Origin of the sequence: Curtobacterium subtropicum, assembly GCF_030362975.1 — a bacterium.
GTDB classification, from domain to species: Bacteria; Actinomycetota; Actinomycetes; order Actinomycetales; family Microbacteriaceae; genus Curtobacterium; species Curtobacterium subtropicum.
Genome location: NZ_JAUCMM010000006.1, coordinates 114,139 through 136,945 on the forward strand (window position 1 = coordinate 114,139; position 22,807 = coordinate 136,945).

15 protein-coding genes are annotated in these 22,807 nt (G+C 71.4%); 6 read left to right on the forward strand and 9 right to left on the reverse strand.

Going from position 1 to position 22,807, the window contains the following annotated elements:
• Positions 1-8: 8 nt before the first annotated feature.
• The 3 genes from QUG98_RS10250 to QUG98_RS10260 are packed head-to-tail and all read right to left on the reverse strand — an operon-like array spanning position 9 to position 4,061.
• Positions 9-1,589: a hypothetical protein gene (locus QUG98_RS10250; protein ID WP_289470428.1), complete on the reverse strand. Its 1,581-nt coding sequence runs from the start codon at positions 1,587-1,589 to the stop codon at positions 9-11.
• Positions 1,586-3,115, reverse strand: coding sequence for a phospholipid carrier-dependent glycosyltransferase (locus tag QUG98_RS10255; protein WP_289470429.1), 1,530 nt, complete (start codon positions 3,113-3,115; stop codon positions 1,586-1,588). The genes QUG98_RS10250 and QUG98_RS10255 overlap by 4 nt, the downstream gene beginning before the upstream one ends.
• 4 nt (positions 3,116-3,119) lie before the next feature.
• Positions 3,120-4,061, reverse strand: a complete 942-nt coding sequence (locus QUG98_RS10260) for a glycosyltransferase family 2 protein (protein WP_289470430.1) — start codon at positions 4,059-4,061, stop codon at positions 3,120-3,122.
• A gap of 135 nt (positions 4,062-4,196) precedes the next feature.
• On the opposite strand from QUG98_RS10260, the gene QUG98_RS10265 reads away from it, so the two are divergent.
• Positions 4,197-4,814, forward strand: coding sequence for a dTDP-4-dehydrorhamnose 3,5-epimerase family protein (locus tag QUG98_RS10265; RefSeq protein WP_289470431.1), 618 nt, complete (start codon positions 4,197-4,199; stop codon positions 4,812-4,814).
• Positions 4,811-5,674: a glucose-1-phosphate thymidylyltransferase RfbA gene (rfbA, locus tag QUG98_RS10270; protein WP_289470432.1), complete on the forward strand. Its 864-nt coding sequence runs from the start codon at positions 4,811-4,813 to the stop codon at positions 5,672-5,674. The genes QUG98_RS10265 and rfbA overlap by 4 nt, the downstream gene beginning before the upstream one ends.
• A gap of 169 nt (positions 5,675-5,843) precedes the next feature.
• On the opposite strand, the gene QUG98_RS10275 is transcribed toward rfbA, so the two are convergent.
• Both QUG98_RS10275 and QUG98_RS10280 read right to left on the reverse strand, forming a co-directional pair.
• Entirely contained in the window at positions 5,844-6,695 is an 852-nt protein-coding gene (locus QUG98_RS10275; RefSeq protein WP_289470433.1) for a glycosyltransferase, read from the reverse strand.
• Positions 6,692-7,813, reverse strand: a complete 1,122-nt coding sequence (locus tag QUG98_RS10280) for a glycosyltransferase family 4 protein (protein WP_289470434.1) — start codon at positions 7,811-7,813, stop codon at positions 6,692-6,694. Before QUG98_RS10280 ends, QUG98_RS10275 begins: the two co-directional genes overlap by 4 nt.
• Positions 7,814-7,889: 76 nt before the next feature.
• Here QUG98_RS10280 and QUG98_RS10285 point away from each other — a divergent pair, with 76 nt between their 5' ends.
• Positions 7,890-9,281: a glycosyltransferase family 4 protein gene (locus QUG98_RS10285; protein WP_289470435.1), complete on the forward strand. Its 1,392-nt coding sequence runs from the start codon at positions 7,890-7,892 to the stop codon at positions 9,279-9,281.
• Between the two features lie 58 nt (positions 9,282-9,339).
• On the opposite strand, the gene QUG98_RS10290 is transcribed toward QUG98_RS10285, so the two are convergent.
• Genes QUG98_RS10290 through QUG98_RS10300 form a run of 3 tightly spaced genes read right to left on the reverse strand, consistent with a single transcriptional unit; the run spans position 9,340 to position 12,416 of the window.
• Complete coding sequence (locus QUG98_RS10290; protein WP_289470436.1) at positions 9,340-10,281, reverse strand: glycosyltransferase family 2 protein; 942 nt, start codon at positions 10,279-10,281, stop codon at positions 9,340-9,342.
• A 5-nt stretch (positions 10,282-10,286) separates the two neighbouring features.
• On the reverse strand, positions 10,287-11,501 hold the full coding sequence (locus tag QUG98_RS10295) for an ABC transporter ATP-binding protein (RefSeq protein WP_289470437.1): 1,215 nt from the start codon (positions 11,499-11,501) through the stop codon (positions 10,287-10,289).
• Between the two features lie 3 nt (positions 11,502-11,504).
• Positions 11,505-12,416, reverse strand: coding sequence for an ABC transporter permease (locus QUG98_RS10300; RefSeq protein WP_289470438.1), 912 nt, complete (start codon positions 12,414-12,416; stop codon positions 11,505-11,507).
• A 99-nt stretch (positions 12,417-12,515) separates the two neighbouring features.
• Here QUG98_RS10300 and QUG98_RS10305 point away from each other — a divergent pair, with 99 nt between their 5' ends.
• The 3 genes from QUG98_RS10305 to QUG98_RS10315 all read left to right on the forward strand — a co-directional run bounded on the left by QUG98_RS10305 (position 12,516) and on the right by QUG98_RS10315 (position 20,719).
• On the forward strand, positions 12,516-14,600 hold the full coding sequence (locus QUG98_RS10305; RefSeq protein WP_289470439.1) for a glycoside hydrolase family 99-like domain-containing protein: 2,085 nt from the start codon (positions 12,516-12,518) through the stop codon (positions 14,598-14,600).
• Between the two features lie 47 nt (positions 14,601-14,647).
• Complete coding sequence (locus QUG98_RS10310) at positions 14,648-17,710, forward strand: rhamnosyltransferase WsaF family glycosyltransferase (protein ID WP_289470440.1); 3,063 nt, start codon at positions 14,648-14,650, stop codon at positions 17,708-17,710.
• A 270-nt stretch (positions 17,711-17,980) separates the two neighbouring features.
• Positions 17,981-20,719, forward strand: coding sequence for a hypothetical protein (locus QUG98_RS10315; RefSeq protein WP_289470441.1), 2,739 nt, complete (start codon positions 17,981-17,983; stop codon positions 20,717-20,719).
• Between the two features lie 407 nt (positions 20,720-21,126).
• Here the strand turns inward: QUG98_RS10315 and QUG98_RS10320 are convergent, their stop codons facing one another.
• Positions 21,127-22,773 (reverse strand): DUF2142 domain-containing protein, encoded by a 1,647-nt coding sequence (locus tag QUG98_RS10320; RefSeq protein WP_289470442.1) that lies wholly within the window; start codon positions 22,771-22,773, stop codon positions 21,127-21,129.
• Between the last annotated feature and the right edge of the window lie 34 nt (positions 22,774-22,807).

Below are 22,807 nucleotides of genomic sequence, written 5' to 3' on the forward strand. Positions count from 1 at the left end.
TTGTTCCTTCAGTGATCGGTTCGACGGTCGGCGGGCAGTCTAGCGGGCACGGTCCGGACGGTGTCGTCGCGACCGAACCAGCGCCACAGGGCGACCGCGGTGGGGAGCCCCACGACGGCCAGGAGGCCCGCGAGCACCGCCAGGGCGCCACGGCCGGCCGGCAGCGAGGTCCAGAGCGCCTGTCGGCCCGCCGCGGAGACACGGAACTGGAGGCCCTCGAAGGACGCCGAGTAGAGCAGGCCGAGCGCGGCGACGGCCACGACCGGGGCGACCAGCAGGACGGCTCGGGCCAGACGGACCCGGACCGTTCGCCGGACCACCAGGCCTCGCCAGGCGATCGCCTCCACGACCAGCAGGGCGGCGACCGCCGGGAACAGGAACCGGCCCTGCGTCACGGTGATCCCGAGGTGCCCGACGTAGGTCGCCCAGTCCCGGGCGAGGACGACGACGAGGACGGTGACCGGGAACAGACCGACCACGAGCATCGTGCGTCGGTCGACGCGCCGGCTCGCTCCGGCCCACACGAGGGCGGCGAGCGCGACCACCGTGGCGGTGTCGACGATCACGGGGGAGAGCGGCCACTGGTACCGACCGAGCAGCCCCAGGAACGAGTCCGACATGCCGTTCCAGAACGCCCCAGCGAACTGCACGACGTCCGGGCCCTGGCCCGCGGGCCGCGGCTGCCGCACCGGCGGGTACGGGTCCGGCTGGGGGGAACCGGTCCGGACGAACTGCCGGGCGTACCACCACCCGGTGGTGACCGCGGGGACGAGGAGCACCACCAGGCACCGGCCGACGCGCACGAGCACGTCCCGACCGGACCGCGCCGCGGCGGGGGCGAGCTGTCCGGCGAGCACCGCGACCAGGGCGAACGGCACCGCGAGGAACCCGGCGGCCGACACGGCGGTCCCGACCGCCACCGACCCACCGAGCGCCAGCAGGGTCCACCAGGACCGGTCGCCGGTGAACACGCGCACCGCGAGCCAGGTGCTGAGTGCGCCGGCGACGATGACCGGGACCCAGACCGAGACGGAGGACCCGACCTGCGCCATCTGCGGCACGGCGAGCAGGACCGCAGCGGCGGCGACCGCGAGTCGCGGCGAGCGGGTGGCCCGACGCACCGACGCCCACACGAGCGCCGGCAGCGGGGCCATCACCAGGACGTCGACCAGGCGCATCACGAGCACCACGTGGTCCCAGCGCCGGGACCCGGCGTCGAGCGCCAGCGCGACGGCCGCCTGCACCGCGAAGAACGTCGGCGGGTGTTGCGACATCGGGTTCCGGAGCGCGTCCTCGGTGCCGTCGCCGATGATCGCCGCGATCGAGCCGCGCTCCGACACCGGCGGCAACCGGACGGCGACGTCCTGGGCCAGCAGCCCCTGGAAGAAGTGCAGGTGCCCGGTCGCCGGCCACGGCCGTCCCGCCAGCAGGTGGAGGACCGCGTCGACGTTCGCGGCCTCCTCGGGACCCTGCAGGGGCGGGTTGACGGCTGCCCACGTCGCGAGGAGCAGGACGAACGTGGCACTGACCCCGGCGAGGGCCAGGAGCTCGGAGCGGGTGGCGCGCCCCACGCGGCGCGGGCCCGTCACGCGGGGACTCCCGGGCCTGCCGACGACGGGAGTGCGGCAGTGCTGCTCGGCACACGGCGCGACAGCAGGACCGCGCCGACGCTCAGCAGGAGCGCGACGACCCACGCGGCGACGACCGCCGCCACCGGGACCGGCGTCGACGCCGCGAGCGTCTCGAGTCCGGCCGACGTGATCCGTGCTCGAGCGACCTCGGCGAACGACGTGTACGCCACCAGCGGGCCGTACAGGGCCAGCGCAGCGGCGATGCAGCTGACGACGGTGGCGAACCGGCGCCGGCCGGCGGGTGTGCCGAGGGCACGGCGCCACGCGATCGCACTCAGGGCGACGAACGCGGTGATCGCCGGGAAGGAGTACCGCCCCTGCGTCCCGCCGACGAAGGTCGTGGCGAGGTAGCTGTTCCAGTTCGTCACCGTCTGGAAGACGAACACGGTCAGGGGCAGGACGGCGAGTGTGACGGCCAGGCCCAGGCCCGGACCTCGCCGGAAGCCCCACACGAGCACGGCGCCCAGACCGAGCACGGTGGCGGTCTCGTAGACGACGGGCGAGACGACCCACTGCGCTCCACCGCCGAAGCTGCCCCAGAACGTCCGGGCGATGGTGGTCCACGAGACGTCGACGAACGCGACCGGATCCGGACCGGTCCCGGCGGGGAACGGCTGCGGCGGACGGAGCGATGCGTACCCGTCGGGCTGCAGCGTGCGGAACACGAGCAGGTTCCGGAGCCACCACCAGGCGCCGACCGCGGCAGCGACGGCCAGGACCCAGAGCGCCCGGAGCAGTCGCCGGAGCACGACCCGCCGACCCGACGCTCCGACGGACAGGGCGGCGGCGACCGCGACGAACGGGATCAGCGGCAGCGCCGTCCCCTTCCAGAGGATCGCGACACCGAGTGACAGGGCGAGGGCGAACGCGGTCCTCGTCCGGGCGTCGCCGGTCAGCACGCGGACGGCCAGCCAGACCGTGGTGGCGCCGAAGAGCATCACCGGTGGGTCGTTCGAGACCGAGGCCCCGATCGAGGCGAGCTCGGGGACCGCGAGCACGGCGAACGCACCGACCACGGCCGCCCGCGGACTCCGGGTGACCCGTCGGACCGTGGCCCACGCCAGCGCCGGCAGCGGGAGGACGAACAGCGCGCTGAACAGGCGCAGCGCGAGCACGTCCACGGCCGGGCGGTGCGCCTCGAAGTCGATCAGGTGCAGGACCCCGGCGGCCAGCACGTAGTACGTCGCCGGGTGCTGCGTCATCTGGTCGACGGTGTCGACCTCGGCAGCACCCGAGGAGTCGAGCAACGCCCCCATCGAGGCCGTCGTCCCGGCGCCGGCCCCGTCGACGGCCTGCAGCAGGTGGAGGTCACCCGGATCGGGCCAGCCGTCGCCGATCGCGACGTGCACCGCGGCGTCGAAGTGCGCCCGCTCGTCGGGAGCCTCGAACGTGGGCACGAGCGTTGCCCAGAGCACGAGGAACACCCCGAAGGTCGCGGTGACCACGAGGACGACGAGGCGTTCGCCGCGGGTGGGGGCGGCCACGGGATCAGTCACCGTACCGAGCGAGCTTCTGCAGGTCGAGCTGCTCCTCGGCGAGGGTCCGGTTCAGTCGGGTCAGGTCGGCCACGACACCGATCGTCATCGACAGGACCGCGGTGATGACGAGGACGATGCCGATGAGCAGGGACTGCAGGTGGTTGCCGCCGGAGCCGCTGGTGAGCAGGACCAGGTACCGCACGAACGGGACCAGACCGGCGACGAGCAGCACGGCGCTCACCGAGGCGAAGAGCGCCATCGGACGGTACATGAGGTACACGCGGGCGATCGCGGACCCCGAAGCGAAGACGTGCTGCCACATGTTGCGGAACAGCCGGGACTCGCGGGTCTTCGGGTTGGTCGTGATCGGGATGCTCGCGATCGCGAGGCGCTTGTAGCCGGCCTGCACGATCGTCTCCATGCAGTAGCTGAACCGCGTCACGATGTTCAGACGGATCAGCGAGTACTTCGAGTACGCACGGAACCCGCTGGCGGCGTCGGGCAGGTCGAGCCCGGCGGCTCGGCTCGCGACCCACGAACCGAGTCGCTGCATGCCCTTCTTCAGGGTCGAGAAGTGCTCGATCGTGCGCGTCTGGCGGTCACCGATGACGATCTCGGCCTCGCCGCGCAGGATGGGCTGCACCAGGTCCGCGATCCGGGCCTGCGGGTACTGGTCGTCACCGTCCGTGTTCACGACGATGTCCGCTCCGTGCAGCAGGGCGTAGTCGACGCCGTCGCGGAAGGACCGTGCGAGGCCCATGTTCGCCGTGTGCCGCACGAAGTGGGTCACTCCGTGGGCGCGGGCGACCTCCACGGTCCGGTCCGTCGAGCCGTCGTCGATGACGAGCACCTCGATCTCGTCGACACCGGGGACGACCGACGGGATCGACTCGAGGACCGCTGGCAGGGTGGTCTCCTCGTTGAGGCACGGGATCTGGACGAACAGCTTCATTCGGGCGGGGTCGCTCTCTGCTCGGACGGGCGAGGGGCACGGCTCGGGGCGTCACACAACCCTACGTGCGGGCGGCGGTGGGGCGGTCCTGCCCGTCCGACGGGCCGTCGCGGACCGCTTTGCTAGGCTTCACCGGTGCAGATCCGCGAACTCAAGATCCAAGGCGCGTGGGAGTTCACCCCCGTCCAGCACGGCGACGCACGGGGGGCCTTCCTCGAGGCGTACCGCGCCGACGTGCTCGAGGACACCGTCGGTCACCCGCTCGACCTCCGCCAGGTGAACATGTCGATCTCCTCGCGCGGCGTCGCGCGCGGGATCCACTACGCCCTCGTCGCCCCGAGCCAGGCGAAGTACGTCACCGCGGTCCGCGGGGCGTTCATCGACTACATCGTCGACATCCGCGTCGGGTCGCCGACGTTCGGGCAGTGGGACTCGGTCCGCATCGACGACGTCGACCGGCGGGCCGTGTACCTGTCCGAGGGACTCGGTCACGCGATCGTCGCCCTCGAGGACCAGAGCACGGTGAACTACCTGGTGAGCGCCCACTACGACCCCGAGCGGGAGAAGGGCATCAGCATCCTCGACCCGACCGTCGGTCTCGAGCTGCCGGACGGCATCGGTGAGCCCGTGCTGTCGGAGAAGGACACCAGCGCCCCGACGCTCGAGCAGGCGGCCGAGCTCGGCCTGCTGCCGACGTACGAGGAGTGCATCGCGTACACGGAGTCGCTGCGCACGAACGGGGGAGCGCGATGAAGGGCATCATCCTCGCCGGCGGTTCCGGCACCCGCCTCTGGCCGATCACCAAGGGCATCTCGAAGCAGCTCATGCCCATCTACGACAAGCCGATGGTGTACTACCCGCTGTCGACGCTGATGATGGCGGGCATCCGGGAGGTCCTGGTCATCACGACCCCCGAGTACAACGACCAGTTCCGGGCGCTGCTCGGCGACGGGGCGTCCCTCGGCATGGACATCCAGTACGCCGTGCAGCCGAGCCCGGACGGCCTGGCCCAGGCGTTCGTGATCGGTGAGGACTTCATCGGCGACGACAGCGTTGCGCTGGTCCTCGGCGACAACATCTTCCACGGCACCGGCCTCGGCTCGAGCCTGAAGCGGAACACCGAGGTCGACGGCGCCACGATCTTCGCGTACCAGGTCGCCGACCCCACGGCGTACGGCGTGGTCGAGTTCGACGACGAGTTCCGTGCGCTGTCGATCGAGGAGAAGCCCACGGCGCCGAAGTCGAACTACGCCGTCCCCGGGCTGTACTTCTACGACAACCGTGTCGTCGAGATCGCGAAGACCATCGAGCCGAGTGCGCGTGGTGAGCTCGAGATCTCGACCGTGAACGAGCGCTACCTCGAGGACGGCAGCCTGAGCGTGCAGGTCCTCGACCGCGGGACCGCGTGGCTCGACACCGGCACGTTCGAGTCGATGATGCAGGCGTCCGAGTACGTGAAGGTGATCGAGGACCGGCAGGGCAGCAAGATCGGCTGCATCGAGGAGATCGCCTGGCGGAACGGCTGGATCGACGACACGGCCCTCGAAGCGCTCGCTGCACCGCTGGTCAAGAGCGGCTACGGCGTCTACCTGCGGCGCCTGCTCGGCAAGTAGGCAGGACGACGACGCCCCGGTCTCGACGAGACCGGGGCGTCGTCGCGTCCAGCGTCAGGGCGTCCGCGTCCCGCGTCCCGCGTCCCGCGTCCCGCGTCCGGCGTCCGGCGTCCGGCGTCCGGCGTCCGGCGTCCGGCGTCAGCGCGTCCGGGCGTCAGTACGTCCTGCGTCAGCGCTGCGAGCGGGTGACCCACCGCGCTCGTGCGGCCAGGCCGAGGCGGAGGACCAGCCGCAGCGGCGCGAGCCACCACGCGCGGTACCGGCGGGACAGGAACCGGTAGGCGCTGCGGTGGTGCTCCCGCTCCATCCGCCGCACGTTCTGCGCGGTCGAGTGCGCACCGGTGTGGGTGACGACGGCGTCCGGCACGTAGCGGTTCGTCCATCCGGCAGCCGTCACACGGGCGCCCAGGTCGACGTCCTCGAAGTACATGAAGTAGCTCTCGTCGAACCCGCCCAGCGTGACGAACCGATCGCGGCGGACCAGCAGGCACGCCCCGGACAGCCAGCCGGCGTCGCGCTCCCGGTCCGTGTCCCGCTCGGCCTTGTACCGCAGCGACCACGGGTTGCTCGGCCACATCCTGCCGAAGGCGGCGTGCCCGATGCCCGTCCGCAGCGACGGGACGTTCCGTGCGGACGGGTAGACGTGCCCCTCGGCGTCGAGGATGCGCGGCCCGAAGACGGCGCCGTCGGGAGTACGGTCCGCGGCGGCCACCAGGGTGGCGATCGCATCGGGCCGGACCTCGACGTCGGGGTTGGACACCAGGACGTACTCGGCGTCGTCGGCGATCAGTCCGAGACCGGCCGCGACCCCGCCGCCGTACCCGCGGTTGTCCGGCAGCGGGAGGAACCGGGCGCCGTGCCGCTCGGCGACGGTCCGGGCGGCCTCCTGCCCCGACGAGGCGTTGTCGACCACGACGACGTCGGCGTCGCCGTGGTGCTCCGAGGCGCGGATGCTCCCGAGGAAGCCCTCGAGCGCCGCGGCGGAGTCGTACGCCACCGTGACGACCGCGACACGACTCACGACGCGCTCCGGAAGGCGTCGAGGTGGTGGCGGGCGGTCGCCGCCCAACTGAACGTGGCCGCCCGGTCCACGGCGGCGCGCCCGAGTCCGGCGCGGCGCTCCGGATCGTCCACGAGGGCGAGGAGCGCGGCCGCGATGCTCGACGCATCGGGCTCGGTGTAGGCGACGGCGTCTCCACCGACCTCCGGCAGGGCCGTGCGGTCCGTGGTGAGGACGCAGGCCCCGGTCGACATCGCCTCGAGCACGGGGAGGCCGAAGCCCTCGGCGGAACTCGGGTAGGCGACCACCGTGGCGCCGCCGAGCAGGCCGGGGAGCGACTCGAGCGGGACGTACCCGGCCTCGTGCACGCCGTCGGCCGGACCGACGGCGTCCAGGGCGGCGGCGGCGGCCGTGTCCCAGCCGCGCTGCCCGGCCACGACCAGGTCGGGCCCGTCCGGTCGCGAGCGTCGCAGGCGCCGGAACGCCTCGACGAGCGGCCCGACGTTCTTGCGCGGCTCGATGGTGCCGAGGAAGGTGATCCAGCCGCGATCACGGTCGAGGCCGAAGTGCGCCGCGGCGCGGTCCACCTCGGCGTCGGTCGGCTCGTGGAAGACCGTGTGGTCGACGCCGTGGTGCGCGACCACCACCTCGCTCCGGACCGCGTCGACGTGCTCGTGCAGCGCGTCGGCCGTCGCGGCGCTCGGCACGATGCAGACGCGTCGGGCGACGAGTCCGGCCCGGATCCATGCGCGGAAGAAGGTCCGTTTGAGCATGCCGTGCGCCTGCGGGTCGCTGAAGAAGGTCGCGTCGTGCAGGGTCACGACGTTGCGGTGCGCGAGCAGCGGGAACGTGTAGTGCGGCGAGTGCAGCACGTGCGCCCGGGCGCGGAGGCGGAGCCAGGGGAGTCCGACCTGTTCCCACACGAAGCGCAGGGGTCGAGAGCGGATCCAGTCCGGGGCGACGGTGATCTTCGCGGACGGGGCGAGCGCCCGGAAGTGGTCGACGTGCTCGCGTCGCAGGACGAGTGCGAACGACGCGCCGAGCTCGTCGAGCCCGGACACCAGCCCCTCGAGGTAGCGCCCCACTCCGCCCAGCCGTTCCGGGATCGCGGTCCCGTCGATGAGCAGTGGAACGGTCATGGAGCTGTGCGGTTCCTCTCGGGCGGCAGGGCAGCGTCAAGCATAACGGAACCCCGTTGCCACTACGCTCGCTGGGGTGACTGCAACCCGTGTCCCCGCCCGCGCGCGCGTGCTCCTGATCGTGGGCGAACCCATCTCGGAACGCCTCGCCGGTCCGGCCATCCGTGCGTGGGAGATCGCCAGGGCGCTGACCGCCCGCCACCACCACGTGACGATCGCATCGTCCCGCTCCGTGTCCCGGGAGGGCGAGGGCTTCCGGGTCGTCGAGTTCCGCGCGGACAACGCCGAGGCCCTCGTCGACGAGTGCGACGTCGTCGTCTTCCAGGGCGGGTTCTACAACAGCGTGCCGTGGCTCGCGGTCCGTCCGCAGGTCCAGGTGATGGACCTCTACGACCCCTTCCACCTCGAGTTCCTCGGCCGCCAGCACGGGTTCGACCGCGACCAGGAGACGCGCGTGGTCAGCGAGCTCACCAAGGAGCTCAACGCGCAGCTCGCGCGCGCTGACCTCGTGCTCTGCGCCAACGACCGGCAGCGTGACCTGTGGATCGGGCAGCTCGCCGCGCTCGGTCGTGTCCGACCGCAGAACGGCACGGACGACGGCACCATCGACGACCTCGTGCGGATCGCCCCCTTCGGCGTCACCGGCCAGCCCTTCGAGCCGACCCCCGGCGCCCTCCGCGGGAAGGTCGAGGGCATCGGTGCCGACGACTTCGTGCTCGTCTGGGGCGGCGGCATCTACGACTGGTTCGACCCGATGACCTTGATCCGCGCGGTCGACGTGGCCCGCCACGAGGTGCCCGAGCTCCGGCTCTTCTTCATGGCGAAGGTGCACCCCAACGCGATGCTCGACGGGCACGCGGTACCGGACCAGGCCGTCGCCCTCGCGCGCGAGCTGGGGATCCTCGGCACCCACGTCGTCTTCAACGAGGAGTGGGTGCCCTACGACGAGCGTGCCGGGTACCTGGCGGAGGCCGACATCGGGGTGACCACGCACCCCGCCGGGCTGGAGACCCGCTTCAGCTTCCGGACGCGCAACCTCGACTACCTGTGGGCGGGACTGCCCATCATCACGTCCGCCGGCGACGTGTTCGCAGATCTCGTCGAGCGTCGTGGCAACGGCCTGACCGTGCCGGTGGGCGACGTCGACGCCCTCGCCGCCGCCATCGTGCGCGCCGCGCGGGACACCCCAGCGCGCGAGGCGTGGGCCGCGGCCTCGCGTGAGCTCGCCGCGGAGATGACCTGGGACCGCGTGCTCGCACCGTTCCTCGAGTTCCTGGACGCACCGGTGCGGAGCGAGGTGCCGATCTGGAACATGGTCGAGGACCCGCCGCCGCTCCCCGCCCGCACCCGCCGCGACGACCTCGTGACGTTCGCCAGGCTGCTCCGCGAGGGCGGCCCGCGTCTCGTGACGGAGCGGATCCGGGACCGGGTGCGCCGGGACGCCCTGCGGGTCGTCGGGCGCCGCTGAGGGCTGCGGTTGACGGCCGTCCCGCGATCGCCTCGCGGCGGTCGCGGGTGGCGTCGGCTCAGGTGGTCGTGCGGGGCCGCACGGCCGTTTGCGTCCGGTCGATGGTGCGTCGTGCCCGCAGGGCGGCCGGGAGGCGCGTGGCGGCCTGAGCGAGCGCGCGACGCTCCCAGCGTGCGCGCCGTCGACTGCGCGGGTCACGTGCCACGGTGTCGAGCACGGTCCGGACGACCGCACGTGCCGCCGCGCGTGCGACGACCGGCCACGCCGCGTTCTTCACCGCCACGATCAGGCGGTTCCGCGTGTTCGCGACCACGAACCCCTCGGACTCGGTACCGAGCGACGAGGCGTGCCGGTGCACCGCGACGGCGTCGCCGACGAAGCGGATGTCATGGCCCAGCCGGCGGAGTCGCCAGCTGAGGTCGGTGTCCTCGTAGTACATGAAGAGTGATTCGTCGAAGCCGCCGGCGGCCCGGAACGCGGGCATCGCGATCGCGCAGGCACCGCCGCAGAAGCCGAACACCGCCGGCTCCGCTGGTGCGGGGTGGGGGACCAGCCAGTCGCGGTCGCCGCCGTTCCCGGCTCGATCGACGACGTTGCCGGTCGAGTTGGTCAGGACGGGTTCGCCCGGTTCGCTCCGGAGCAGGATCCTGGCGGTCGTCGCACCGGTCACCGAGCCGTCGAGCACCGGGGCGGTGAGCGCGGCGAGGAACCCGGGAGCGGCGACGGCGTCGTTGTTGAGCAGCACGAGGACGTCCGCAGTCGAGGCCGCCGCCGCGAGGTCCACACCGGCGCCGAACCCGCCGTTGTCCGGGCTCTCGAGCACGCGGACTCCGGGGAGCGCAGCGCGGAGCCGCTCGGCCGAGCCGTCGCCGGAGGCGTTGTCGACGACGGTGAGGACCGCACCGAGTTCCTCGGCCTGCCCTCGGAGCGACTCGACGCACTCGATCGTCAGGTCGGCGCGTCGCCAGTTGACGACGACGACCTCGATCCGGCCGGGCACCGGCGTCAGAACTGGATCGCGGCGGCGGCGCCGATCGGACCGTACGAGGTCGCGGTCGGGCGGACCGTGAAGGTCGCGCCGTCCGTGATGCGGTGCAGCTCCTGGCTGCCGCGGCCGAAGACGGCGCTCGTGACCCGGTACTCCCCACCGCCGAGGCGGACGTCCGAGAACGTGAAGCGGACCGTCTTCTTGCCGACGAAGGACGGGATCGGCGTCTTCACGAGGTCGCTGTGGGTGCCCACGACGACCTGGCCGAACGGGTTGTCGACGTGCACGCCGATGCCCCACTCGTCGAGCTGCGTCCGCGCGTCGACGGTCACGTCGATGGTGAGGGGGCGGTCGGGCTGGACGACGACCTGGCCGCTCTTGTCGTCACGGTCACCGGCGACGACGATCGACTCCACCCGGGCGATGTCGAACGCGGGGGCGGGCTCGGGCTCCGGCTCGGTGCGACGCGCGTTCTCCTCGTCGGCCGCGATCGTGGTCTGGAACCCGGATCGGAGGACGCTCACGGCGTCGGTCGGGTCGCCGTCGAAGACGACGCTGCCCCGGGCGAGCACGAGCGCGCGGGAGCAGAGGTCGGTGATCTGGTTCAGCGTGTGCGTGACGAGCACGATCGTCCGGCCCTCCTTCTGGAAGGAGGCGATCTTGTCGAGGCACTTCTTCTGGAAGGCCTCGTCACCGACGGCGAGGACCTCGTCGACCAGCAGCAAGTCCGGGTCCACGTGCACGGCGACGGCGAACGCGAGCCGCACGTACATGCCGCTCGAGTAGAACTTCACCTGCGTGTCGATGAACTCGGCGATGCCGGAGAACTCGACGATGTCGTCGAAGTAGCGGTCCGTCTGCGTCCGCGAGAGGCCGAGGATCGACGCGTTCAGGTAGACGTTCTCGCGTCCGGTGAGGTCGGCGTGGAAGCCGGCGCCGAGCTCGAGCAGCGCCGCCATCCGACCGCGGCGGACCACGGATCCGCTGGTCGGCTGGATGATGCCGCCGATGGTCTTGAGCAGCGTCGACTTGCCGGATCCGTTGGGGCCGATCAGGCCGACGGTCGACCCGGAATCGATCTCGAGGCCGATGTTCCGGAGCGCCCAGAAGTCCTCACGGAAGGCGTTGTTGCGGCCGGCGCTGAGCACGCGCTCCTTGAGGCTCTTCTCCTTGTGCAGGACGAACCGCTTGGAGACGTCCTGGACGCGGACGATGGGAGTGGCGGTGGACATCGATCAGAGCTCCTGGGCGAAGTTGCCCTGCAGGCGGGCGAAGACCCGCTGTGAGACGAACAGCAGCACGAGGCCCGCGACGAGGGCGACGAGCATGCGGGTGGCGAGGTGGTCCGGCGTCGTGCCGTGGCTGGTCGCGCCCCACATCGCCTGCTGGAAGCCGATCACCGCGAGGGTGACCGGGTTGTTGAGGTACAGCTCGGTGAGCCACCCGGGGACGCGCGTGGCGACCTGCGTCCACGAGTAGACGATCGGGGAGCCCCACATGGCGAGCATGAGGACGACCTCGACGAGGTACTGCACGTCGCGGAGGTACACGTTGAGGGCGCCGAGCAGGAGCGCCAGGGCGACGGCGTAGATGATCGTCAGCACCAGTGCGGCGATCCCGTAGAGCAGGTCCCAGCCGAACGCGATCGTCTGGAGCGCGAGCGCGGCGACGAGCAGGATGGCGAACTGGATGAGGAAGTTGAACAGCGAGGACCCGACGGACGACAGCGTGAAGATCTCGCGCGGCAGGTAGACCTTCTTGACCAGTCCGGAGTTCACCACGATCGACGCTGTGCCCGAGCCGACGATCTCCTGGAAGACCGTGAAGATCGTCAGCCCGGAGAAGATGTAGATCGCGAAGTTGTCGATCGCCTTCGCGTTGCCGAGGAACGTCCCGAGCACGACGTAGTAGATGAAGAGCTGGGTGAGGGGCCGCGCGAGGCTCCACAGGAAGCCGAGCGACGAGTCCTTGTACCGGGCCTTGAGCTCGCGCTTCGTGAGCATGCCGAGCAGCTCGCGCTGCGCCCAGATGTCACGGGCGGTGTTGGCGAACCCCGCCAAGCCGGTACCGCGGGCGCCTGCGTGCTGCCACGGTTCGGTTGCCAGCCGTTCCGCCCGTCGGGTCGCCTCTGAGCTCGCGTCTGGCATGCTGTGCGGTCTCCTCACGAAGGTTCGGTCCCGCGGATGCGCAGACCGGCGGCGACCGGGAGATCGCCGCGGAGATACTACGATAGACCGGCTGGAGCGGTGGTCGAGACCCCGCGCCGACTGACCGGAAGGGGCACCACCATCAGGATCCCGACCCTCGCCGGGGCGAAGCGACGTCTCGGTCGGTACCGCATCCGTCTCGGACGCGCCCTCATCCGCCAGGCTGCCGCCGCCGAGGTCGGGTCGCGTCCGCCGCACGACTTCCGGACATGGGTCGAACGCCGTTCCGGTGGTCGGTTCGTCGGGTTCCCCGAGCAGTGGCGTGAGCTGGTGGCCGCTGCGGACGCCGCCGTGCCGGCCACCTCCACGCCGCTGGACCGACCGCGGGTCGCCGTGGTCCTCCACGTGCACTACCCGGAGCTCGTCCCCGGTCTGGTCGAGCGTCTGCGTGCCGTCCCGGAGCCGTTCGACCTCGTCGTGACCGTGACCGACGGCGTCGCGGTCGACCTCGACACGAGCGCCCTCGAGCTCGTGCGCCGCGTGGTCGTCCTGCCGATCGAGAACCGCGGGCGCGACGTGCTGCCGCTGGTGTCGGTGGTGAACGCCGGCCTGCTCGACGGGTACGACGCGGTCCTCAAGGTGCACACCAAGCGGTCGGCCTGGCGGGCCGGCCACGCGACACTTTCCGGCAGCGGTGCCGAGTGGCGCGACGAGCTGCTGGACGCGGTGCTCGGCAGCCCGGAGCAGGTGGCCCGGGTGCTCGAGGCGCTCCGGCACTCCGACGCCGGCATGGTCACCTCCGGTGCCTCGATCGTCGGCGCCGAGCACTGGGGCGCCGACGAACCCGGCGTCCGGTCGCTGCTGCGCCGGATCGAGCTCGAGGACCTGCCGATCAACCTGCGCTTCCCGGGCGGCTCGGTGTACTGGGCGAAGGGGTTCGTGCTCCGCGGGCTGCGCGCCCTCCGGATGGACCGCGACGACTTCCCGGACGAGCGTGGCGAGATCGACGGCACGACCGCGCACGCCGTCGAGCGGCTGCTCGGGGTGCTCACGGTCGAGAGCGGTCTGACCGTCTCGGCGGTGGACGCCCTGCCCCCTCGGCGTCCGGTGCCGCCGGTACCCGCCGAGGTCGTGCCGTTCTACCTGCCGCAGTTCCACACCTTCCCGGAGAACGACGCCTGGTGGGGAACCGGCTTCACGGAGTGGACCAACGTCACCCGCGCGGTCCCCGACCACCTCGGGCATGCGCAACCGATGCTCCCGGGCGCGCTGGGCTTCTACGACCTGCACCGGGACGAGGTCCGGGCGGCACAGACCCGACTCGCACAGGACGCCGGCCTCGGGGTCTTCATGTACTACCACTACTGGTTCGCGGGCAAGCAGCTGATGAGCATGCCGCTCGAGCGCCTCGCGGCGAGCGACCTCGACCAGCGGTTCTGCGTGATGTGGGCGAACGAGGACTGGACACGGACCTGGGACGGACGCGGCGACTCCGTCCTGATCGCCCAGGACTACGACCGCGTCCCGGCCGAGGACTTCATCGAGCACCTCCTCCCGCTCATGGCGGACCCGCGCTGGTACCGGATCCGGGGAGCCGCGGTCGTCGCCGTGTACCGACCGGCACACCTGCCCGACCACCGAGCGACGATCGCCGCGTGGCGTCGACGGGCCGAGGAGGCCGGAGTCGGTCCGTTGCACGTGCTCGGCGTCGACGTCGGGGCGGTGTTCGACGGGCTCGGCGCGGACGGGCTCGCGGACTCCGGGCTCGACGGGCTGCTCGGGTTCCCGCCGCACAACCACCCCTGGCGGTGGAAGGAGCAGGGCGCCCTCGAGGTCCGACCCGCGTTCGTCGGGCGCATCCTCGAGTACCGCGCGATGGCGGACGAGACGATCGACCGGCTCCGTGCTCCCGGTGGGCTCGGCGACGTCGCTCCCGGGGTGATGGTCGGCTTCGACAACACCGCACGTCGACAGCTCGCGCCGGACCTCTGGTACGGCGCCAACCCGTTCACCTTCCGCCGCTGGTTGGCCGAGGCCGTCCGGTCCGCGGAGCGGGTCACCCCGGATGCGCCGGTCGTCTTCCTCAACGCCTGGAACGAGTGGGCCGAGGGAGCGGTGTTGGAGCCGACCGAGCGGTACGGGGCGACCTACCTCGACGCCACCGCGTCCGTCCTGGCGCGGTGAACACCCTCTAGACTGCCCGAGTCGATCGACACGACAGGGAGAGCAATTTGCTGCACAAGTTCAGGGTCTGGGCCGTCGCGAGCGCACGGAAGTCGCTCCCGATGAACTCGCGGAGCCGGGGGCTCGCGATCGCGAGCTTCCACTCCTACAAGGGCGCCCGGGTCTGGCTCGCCGACACCAAGCAGCTCTTCGCCAAGGTCCCGCAGCGCGCGGCCGGCTTCGAGTCGTACCACGACTTCCTCGCGCAGCAGCGACGCATCCCGCACGCTCCGCTGGACCGCGTCTCCCAGACCCGCTTCGCGGTGGTCGTCGAGTCGACGGACCCGCAGGCGGACCAGGTCACGCTCGAGAGCGTCCGGGCCCAGCGCGGAGACGGCGACGTCGAGGCGGTCGTCGTGCCGCGCGGCACGACGTTCGCGGCGATCTCCGAGCAGGTCGACGCCGACTTCTTCCTCTTCCTGCGCGGCGGCAGCGTCCTCCGGTCGAACGCCTTCACCGACATCGCGCGCCTGCACCGCATCGACCCGGCGCTCGGGTTGATCGTCCTCGACTCCGACCAGATCGGCCGCCGGGGCCGTCGGACCTCGCCCCGCTTCCGTCCGATGTGGTCGCCGGAGATGCTCCTCGGTGCCAACTACATCGGTCGTGCCTTCGCCGCGAGCCGCGCCGTCGTCTCCCGCGTGCCCGAGGCGGACCTGTCCGACCGCGGTGTCTGGCGGTTCCTGCTCAGCGCCCGCCTCGAGGAACGGACCGTGGGCAACGTCTCGCGCGTCCTGCTCTCCGAGCGCGTCGACGACACCGCGTGGCGCGCGACCCCCGCCGACGCGGCGATGGTGCGCGAGGTGCTCGAGGCCCAGGGGCACACGGTGACGACGCGCCCGCAGGACGGCGTCGTGCGGGTGTCCTTCGAGCCCGCGGCCTGGCCGAAGGTGTCGATCGTCATCCCGACCCGGCACAACCGGTCGAACCTCGACCGCCTGCTCCCGAGCCTGGCCCGTACCGACTACCCCGAGTTCGACGTCACGATCGTCGACAACGGCGGTGAGGACGAGGAGCGCGCCGCCTGGTACGCCTCGGGCGAGCACGGCATCGTGCCGAAGGTCATCTGGTGGACCGAGACCCCGTTCAACTACTCGCGGGTGAACAACGTCGGTGTCCGGTCGACCGACGGTGACGTGGTCGTGATGCTCAACGACGACACCGAGATCGTCGACCCGACGTGGCTGCGCGACATGGTCGGCATGCTCGAGCGGGACGGCGTCGCGACCGTGGGCATGCAGCACCGTCAGGGCGACGGCCTCATCCAGCACGGTGGCGTGATGGTGGGCCCGAACGGCTTCGCGGACAACCTGTTCACCGGGATGCAGCCCGGTGCCGAGACCCTGCTCGGCTCGACCCGCTGGTACCGCGACTCCCTCGCGGTGACGGGAGCGTGCGTCGCGATCAGCCGGGAGCACTTCGAGGAGGTGAACGGTCTCGACGAGCGCTTCATCCTGACCGGGAGCGACGTCGTGCTCGGCCTCGACCAGGTCATCGCCGGCCGTCGCAACGTCGTCATCCCCTTCGACATGGTGCGCCACTACGAGTCGATCACCCGCGGGACCTCGGTCCCGATGGAGGACTTCTACGCCAGCTACTGGCGGTACCACCCGTGGCTGCAGAACGGCGACCCCTACTCGTCGCCGAACGTGTCCCGGCTCTCCGCCGTCCCGCGCTTCGCGAGCACGCGCGACCCGAAGCCGGTCCAGCTCGCGTTCGCCGTGCTCGGGCGCGCCTACACGAAGGTCGCGCAGAGCTCCTCGATCTCGGACGAGGCGAAGTCGCTCCTCGGCGTCGCGTCGATCACGCACGAGACCGTCGAGCGCGTGCACCAGGTACACGCGGAGACGACCGGCCCGCGACCGGTGCGCACGATCAACTGGTTCATCCCGGACGTCGACATGCCCTTCTTCGGCGGGCTCAACACGGCCTTCCGCCTGGCGGACAAGCTGACCCGGGAGCACGGCGTCCACCACCGGTTCATCGCCTACGCCCAGCCGAACGAGGCGTACATCAAGTCGGCGATCGCCGCGGCGTTCCCGTCGCTGACCGAGTCGGAGGTCATGTTCTACGACGGCTCCGACGAGCAGATCGCGGCCGTCCCGAAGGCCGACGCCGCCATCGCCACGCTCTGGCTCACCGCGATGCACGTCGCGCGCTCGGACAGCGCTCCGCGCAAGTTCTACCTGATGCAGGACTACGAGCCCGCGTTCTACCCGGCGTCGAGCATGTTCGCGATGGCCGAGGAGAGCTACCGCCTCGGCCTGTACGGCATCTGCAACACCGAGAGCATGCACCGCATCTACTCGGGGGAGTACGGCGGCAAGTCCATCCCCTTCACGCCCGCCGTCGACCGGTCGATCTACCACCCGGACGGTCGCCGCGAGAAGGGCGAGGACGAGCCGGTCACGATCTTCGCGTACGCCCGTGACCACTTCCGCAACTGCTGGGAGCTCGTCTTCCAGGCCCTGACCGAGATCAAGCGGCGGCACGGGGACGGGGTCCGGATCGTCGCGGCCGGTGCCCGGTACCTGCCGCAGAGCGCCGACTTCATCGACATGGGGCTGCTCGACTACCGTGCGACCGGTCGCATGTACCGCGAGACGGACATCGGCCTCACGATGCAGATCTCCCGGCACCCGTCCTACCTGCCGCTCGAGCTCATGGCCAGCGGCGTGCCGATGGTCGCGCCGGACAGCGAGTGGTTCACGTGGCTGTTCCGTGACGACGAGAACTCGCAGCTCACGATGCGCTCGCTCGACGACATCGTCGAGAACCTCGACTCGCTGATCCGCGACGCGCAGCTGCGTCGCAAGCTGTCCACGGGCGCGCTCGCGACCATCGACGCGAACCACAGCTCGTGGGACCACGCACTCGAGCACATCTACCCCTTCCTCGTCGATCCCGAGGGCGTGCTCGCCGGACAGCAGCCCGTCGTGGCGCCGGCCGGCACGCTCGCGGCCGCCGAGGCGGCCGCTGCGGCGACCACGGTCGAGCCGAAGACTGCGGACGAGCGGGAGACCGCTGACGAGCCGGAGACCGCGGACGAGGCGGCCGGAACCGCGCACTGAGGGCACGCGCCAGCGCACGCAGCGGGGCGGACGGGAGGCGCGCCTCCCGTCCGCCCCGCGGGGGGGGGGGGGGGGGGCGCCCCCCCCCCCCCCCCCGCTGCGTGCGTCGAGTGCCGAACCGACACGCGCACCCCTCGTTCGGGGACACGGTTGGGGCTGATGTGAACTCGTGTGATCACATAACATCTGATTGTCCATGTCTGCTGATTCCCGACAGCAGGTGATCAGGCGCCGTGTGGACGCGCGGCAGATGCCCGAAGGGGAAGCACCATGGCAGCGCTGCTGCGATCCATCTGGTTCCGAGGTGCCATCGCGCTCGCGCTCGTCGCGACCGTGGTCGGCGGGCTCGTGGCCGTCCAGTCGAACTCCGCCGGCGCGGCGACGTTCCAAGCCGGCAACATCATCTCCGACGCGAACTTCTACAACGCCAACGCGATGTCCGAGGCGGAGATCCAGGCGTTCCTCAACGCGAACGAGCCGTCCTGCGGCAACGGGAACTGCCTGCGGCTGAAGCGGACGAACACCACGTCGCGGGGTGCCGACGCGATGTGCGCTGCGTACCAGGGTGCGGCGAACGAGCTGACCTCCACCATCATCTACAAGGTGCAGCGGTCGTGCAGCATCAGCGCGAAGGCGCTGCTCGTGATCCTGCAGAAGGAGCAGTCGCTCGTCACGATGTCCGCGCCGTCCGACGCGCGCCTGGACCGGGCGATGGGCTACGCCTGCCCGGACAACACGGCGAAGCCCGGCTGGTGCGACCCCGCGTACGCCGGCCTGTACAACCAGATCTACCTCGCCGCGTGGCAGCTCAAGCGCTACGGCAACCCGCCCGGCACCAGCAACTACTTCACGTGGTACCCGATCGGCGTGCCCTCGGCCGTGCGGTTCAACCCGAACGCCGCCTGTGGCTCCAGCCAGGTGACCGTGCAGAACAAGGCGACCGCGGCGCTGTACTACTACACGCCGTACCAGCCGAACGCGAACGTGCTCGCCGGGCGCAGTGACAGTGCCTGCGGTGCGTACGGCAACCTGAACTTCTTCAACTACTACCAGAACTGGTTCGGATCGCCGACCGGCGCATCGCAGCCGTTCGGCAACGTCGAGGCCGTCACCGCCGGCCTGGGCTCGGTGAACGTGTCCGGCTGGGCGATCGACCCGGATGCGCCGACGACCCCGATCCAGGTGCACGTCTACATCGACGGTGTCGGTGCGGGAGCGATCACCGCGAACCAGGGGCGGCCGGACGTCGGCGCCGCGTACCCGAGCAACGGTCCGAACCACGGCTTCAACGCGACGTTCGGCATCGCCGGCGGTCAACACCAGGTGTGCCTGTTCTTCATCGACTCGCAGGGCGGGCCGAACACCTCCGCCGGCTGCCGCACGGTGCAGGTCCCGACCGGCAACCCCTACGGCAACGTGGAGGAGGTGTCCGTGTCCGGCAACACGGCGACCATCAGCGGGTGGGCGATCGACCCGGACAAGGCCGGCCCGATCACCGTCGACGTCTACGCCAACGGCATCGGCCAGCACACCGCCGCGAACCTCGACCGTCCCGACGTCGGCCAGGCGAACCCGCTGTACGGCTCGGCGCACGGCTTCCGAGCGACGTTCACCCTGACGCCGGGGAGCTGGAACATCTGCGCCTTCGGCATCAACGAGGGTGGCGGCACCGCCAACACGGTGCTCGGGTGCAAGACCGTGACCGTGGTCGCGCCGACCGGGAACTCGCCGGTCGTGTCGTGGGAGGAGGCGACGCCGACCGCGACCGGGATCAAGGTCTCGGGATGGGCGTTCGATGCCGACTCGGCGCAGCCGGTCCAGCTGAAGTTCCGGATCGGTGGGACGACCAGCACGGTGACGACGTCACTGCAGCGCCCCGACGTCCAGGCTGCCTACCCGAAGGCGAACGCGACCGCGGGCTTCAACGTCACGCTGCCGGCCGCTGCGGGAGCGCAGACCATCTGCGGGACCGTCGTCAACATCGGGTCCGGCGCCGACCGCGACATGGGGTGCCGGTCGGTGACCGTGCCCCAGCCCGTGAAGGACACCGGAGCGGCACCGACGGGCAACCTCGAGCTGTTGGCACCCGCTGTCGGGGGCATCCGTGTCGCCGGCTGGGTCTACGACTCCGACACGCCCACGCAGCCGGTCACCGTCACGGCGACGATCGGCGGCACCACCACGAAGATCACCGCGAACGGCAACCGTCCTGACGTCGGCGTGGTGCACCCCGGTACCGGGTCCTCCCACGGCTTCGACGCCGTGGTGCCGGCTCCGACCGGAGCGTCGCAGATCTGCATCTCCGCGGTGAACACCGGCACCGGGCCGAACACCCCGATGGGGTGCGCGACCCTGACCGTGACGGACGCGGGTTCGAAGCCCGTCGGGTCCCTCGAGGGCGTGACCGGCGTCGTCGGCGGTGTCCGCGTCACCGGATGGGCGTTCGACCCGGACACGACGAGCCCGATCGCGGTCCGTGCGACCGTCGCGGGCAAGAGCACGTCGGTGGTCACCGACGTGGCACGGACGGACGTCCAGGCACGCAACGCCCAGGCCGGCGCGACCTCGGGGTTCGCAGCGACGATCCCGACGGCGGCCGGCAAGCAGGAGGTCTGCCTGACGGCGGTGAACAACGCCGCCGGTGGTGACACCGACCTGGGCTGCCGGACGGTCACCGTTCCGGTCGACCCGGGCACGGTGCCGCGTGGCGACGTCAACTCGGTCACCGGGGTCGCCGGTGGGATCGCGATCCGTGGCTGGGCGTTCGACCAGGACACCCCGAGCACCGCGATCACCGTGCAGGCGACCGTCGGCTCCACCACGGTGCCGGTCACGGCGGACGTCGATCGTCCGGACGTGGGGGCCGCCTACCCGGCGCTCGGCGCGGCACACGGGTTCGGAGCCACTGTGCCGGCGGCGTCCGGCAGCCAGCGGATCTGCCTCACCGCGGTGAACACGGGCAGCGGGGGCAACACCTCCCTCGGGTGCTTCGCAGTGACGGTGCCCTGAGCACCGGCTCAGCACGAACGGGACGGCCCCACCTCCTCCGGGAGGTGGGGCCGTCCCGTTCGTGTGTCGGCGCTGGCACGGCCGCGAGTGAAGGCGACGGCTGGTTCCTGTGCCGACACCGGACGGTCGTCCTGCGGCCGGTCTCGGTTCCGGTGCCGGTCCAGGCGCGACGGGCGAGTCGGGCAGCTCCGGCTGGATCGTCGCGCTGCCGGAGCGGCGCAGTGCGGTGGGCAAGGTCGTTCCGGTGCCGCTGGCGCGTCAGGACGGTGCACCTGACATGCGGCCGAGTCGGCGCGCCAGGCCGGCGCGAGAGGACGGTCCGCCCGACACACGGGCATGCGGACACGCGGGTTCGGCGTGTCCGGGTGGCGCCCCTGACACGCGGCTCGTCGCGCCCGGCTGGTGCGTCAGGCCGGGGGCCGGCGGCCCGCGGGGTCGTCGTCGCCGACGACGGCAGGGAACGGGTCCTGTCCGCCGTCGCCGGGTCCGTCAGCATCCTCGGTCGTCAGCACAGGGGTGAAGGCGGCGCGGAGGACGAGCGTCGTGCCGGCGATGAGGCCGACCGCCAGGATGCCCACCCACACCGGCCATCCGAGCGGGGGCTGCCACTGGGGCGTCGTCAGCATGGTCCGCCAGCCGAACCCGTCGCCGACGACGTAGCGCTTCAGCGCCCAGACCGACGCGTGCACCTGCATGATCGCGAGCGCGACGAGCAGGACGACGGCGAGCAGGCGGACACGACCGTTCGCGAGGGACCGGGGGAAGGCGTCCCCGATCGCGATGCCGGACGCGATGACCATGCACGCGACCAGGGCGAGGATGTAGCGCGCCTGCCAGATGTACCCGGCTTCGGTCACCGCGATGCCCTGGACGACCGGCGGGACGAAGACGACCGCGGCGGAGAGCACGAGGACGGCCCAACGCCGGTGGCCGCGTCCGAACACGAGGCCGGTCACGGTGAAGGCGAGCATCGCTCCGCCCCACAGGACGATCGACGTGGCGGGGAGCGGGGTGTCGATCCACCCGAAGAGCCCGATGTAGCCCTGTCCGTTCTGGAACGTGATCAGCAGCATGTGCACGAAGCCCCTGAGGTGGCTCGTGCCGGCGCCGACGTAGGGGACTCCGGCACCGAGGCTGTTGCTGCTGAGGGTCCACAGGAGTCCGGCGACCGCGGCCACCGCGATGACCGCGGCGGCGATCCACACCGAGCGGTTGCGGACGAGCCTGCGCAGGAGGGACAGGTCGACCAGGGTGGCGACCGCGACGAGCAGGAGCCACAGGAGCGCGATGCTCCGGGTGTTCGCGAGCATCGCCCCGGCCACGGCGACCGCGGCGGCGTGGCTCGGTGGCAGTCGGTCGGCCCGGCGCTCGGCGATGAGTGCGAGCCAGCAGAACAGCATGACGGTCGCGGCGATCTCGAGCGCACTCGGGTTGACCGAGCCCAGGAGGAACAGCACCATCGGGGTCGTCGCCACGGCGAACCCGGCGAGGGGCCAGCCCGGCGACCGCAGTCGGCTCAGCGCGACCACCGCGAGGGCGAGGAGCGCGCAGCACCAGATGACGCTGACGCCGCGCATCGCGTACAGCGCCGCCTTGCCCTCGAGCACCAGCGAGGGCAGCCCGACCACGGCGTAGTACATCGGGTTGTAGGTGCCGGCGCTCGTCAGTCCGCTGGTGGTCTCCGACGAGTCCGGGAGCGGCTGCTGGCAGTTCGCGCTGATGGTCGGGTTGAGCATGAAGCACGCCAGTTGCGCGCTGCTGGCAGCCCACTTGGGGACGTCGACCTCACTCGCGCCGCGCTGCTGGGTGGACGGGTCGCCGATGAGCTCACCGCGGACGACCGCGACGGCGTGGATGGTGTGCGCAGGCTCGTCGGGAGCCGACTCGAGCGGACTCGTGACCGCCCAGCTCCCCGCGAGGGCTGCGAGGACGAGGAACGCCATCACGAAGACCTGCCAGGCGGGGCGGACCTGCCGAGCGGTGCGGACCTGCCAGTCCGTGCTTCGTCCGACCTGATCGCGGTCGCGGCTGGGGGTGGTCCGGGTCTGGGACATCGGTGTGCTGGGTCTCCTCACGAGGCGGCTGCAG

What these genes read in the sequence shown, in the direction of transcription:
- QUG98_RS10260 (WP_289470430.1), bottom strand. Translation starts at nt 4,061, where the DNA reads ATGAAGCTGTTCGTCCAGATCCCGTGCCTCAACGAGGAGACCACCCTG.
- rfbA (WP_289470432.1), top strand. Translation starts at nt 4,811, where the DNA reads ATGAAGGGCATCATCCTCGCCGGCGGTTCCGGCACCCGCCTCTGGCCG.
- QUG98_RS10280 (WP_289470434.1), bottom strand. Translation starts at nt 7,813, where the DNA reads ATGACCGTTCCACTGCTCATCGACGGGACCGCGATCCCGGAACGGCTG.
- QUG98_RS10295 (WP_289470437.1), bottom strand. Translation starts at nt 11,501, where the DNA reads ATGTCCACCGCCACTCCCATCGTCCGCGTCCAGGACGTCTCCAAGCGG.
- QUG98_RS10300 (WP_289470438.1), bottom strand. Translation starts at nt 12,416, where the DNA reads ATGCCAGACGCGAGCTCAGAGGCGACCCGACGGGCGGAACGGCTGGCA.
- QUG98_RS10315 (WP_289470441.1), top strand. Translation starts at nt 17,981, where the DNA reads ATGGCAGCGCTGCTGCGATCCATCTGGTTCCGAGGTGCCATCGCGCTC.
- QUG98_RS10320 (WP_289470442.1), bottom strand. Translation starts at nt 22,773, where the DNA reads ATGTCCCAGACCCGGACCACCCCCAGCCGCGACCGCGATCAGGTCGGA.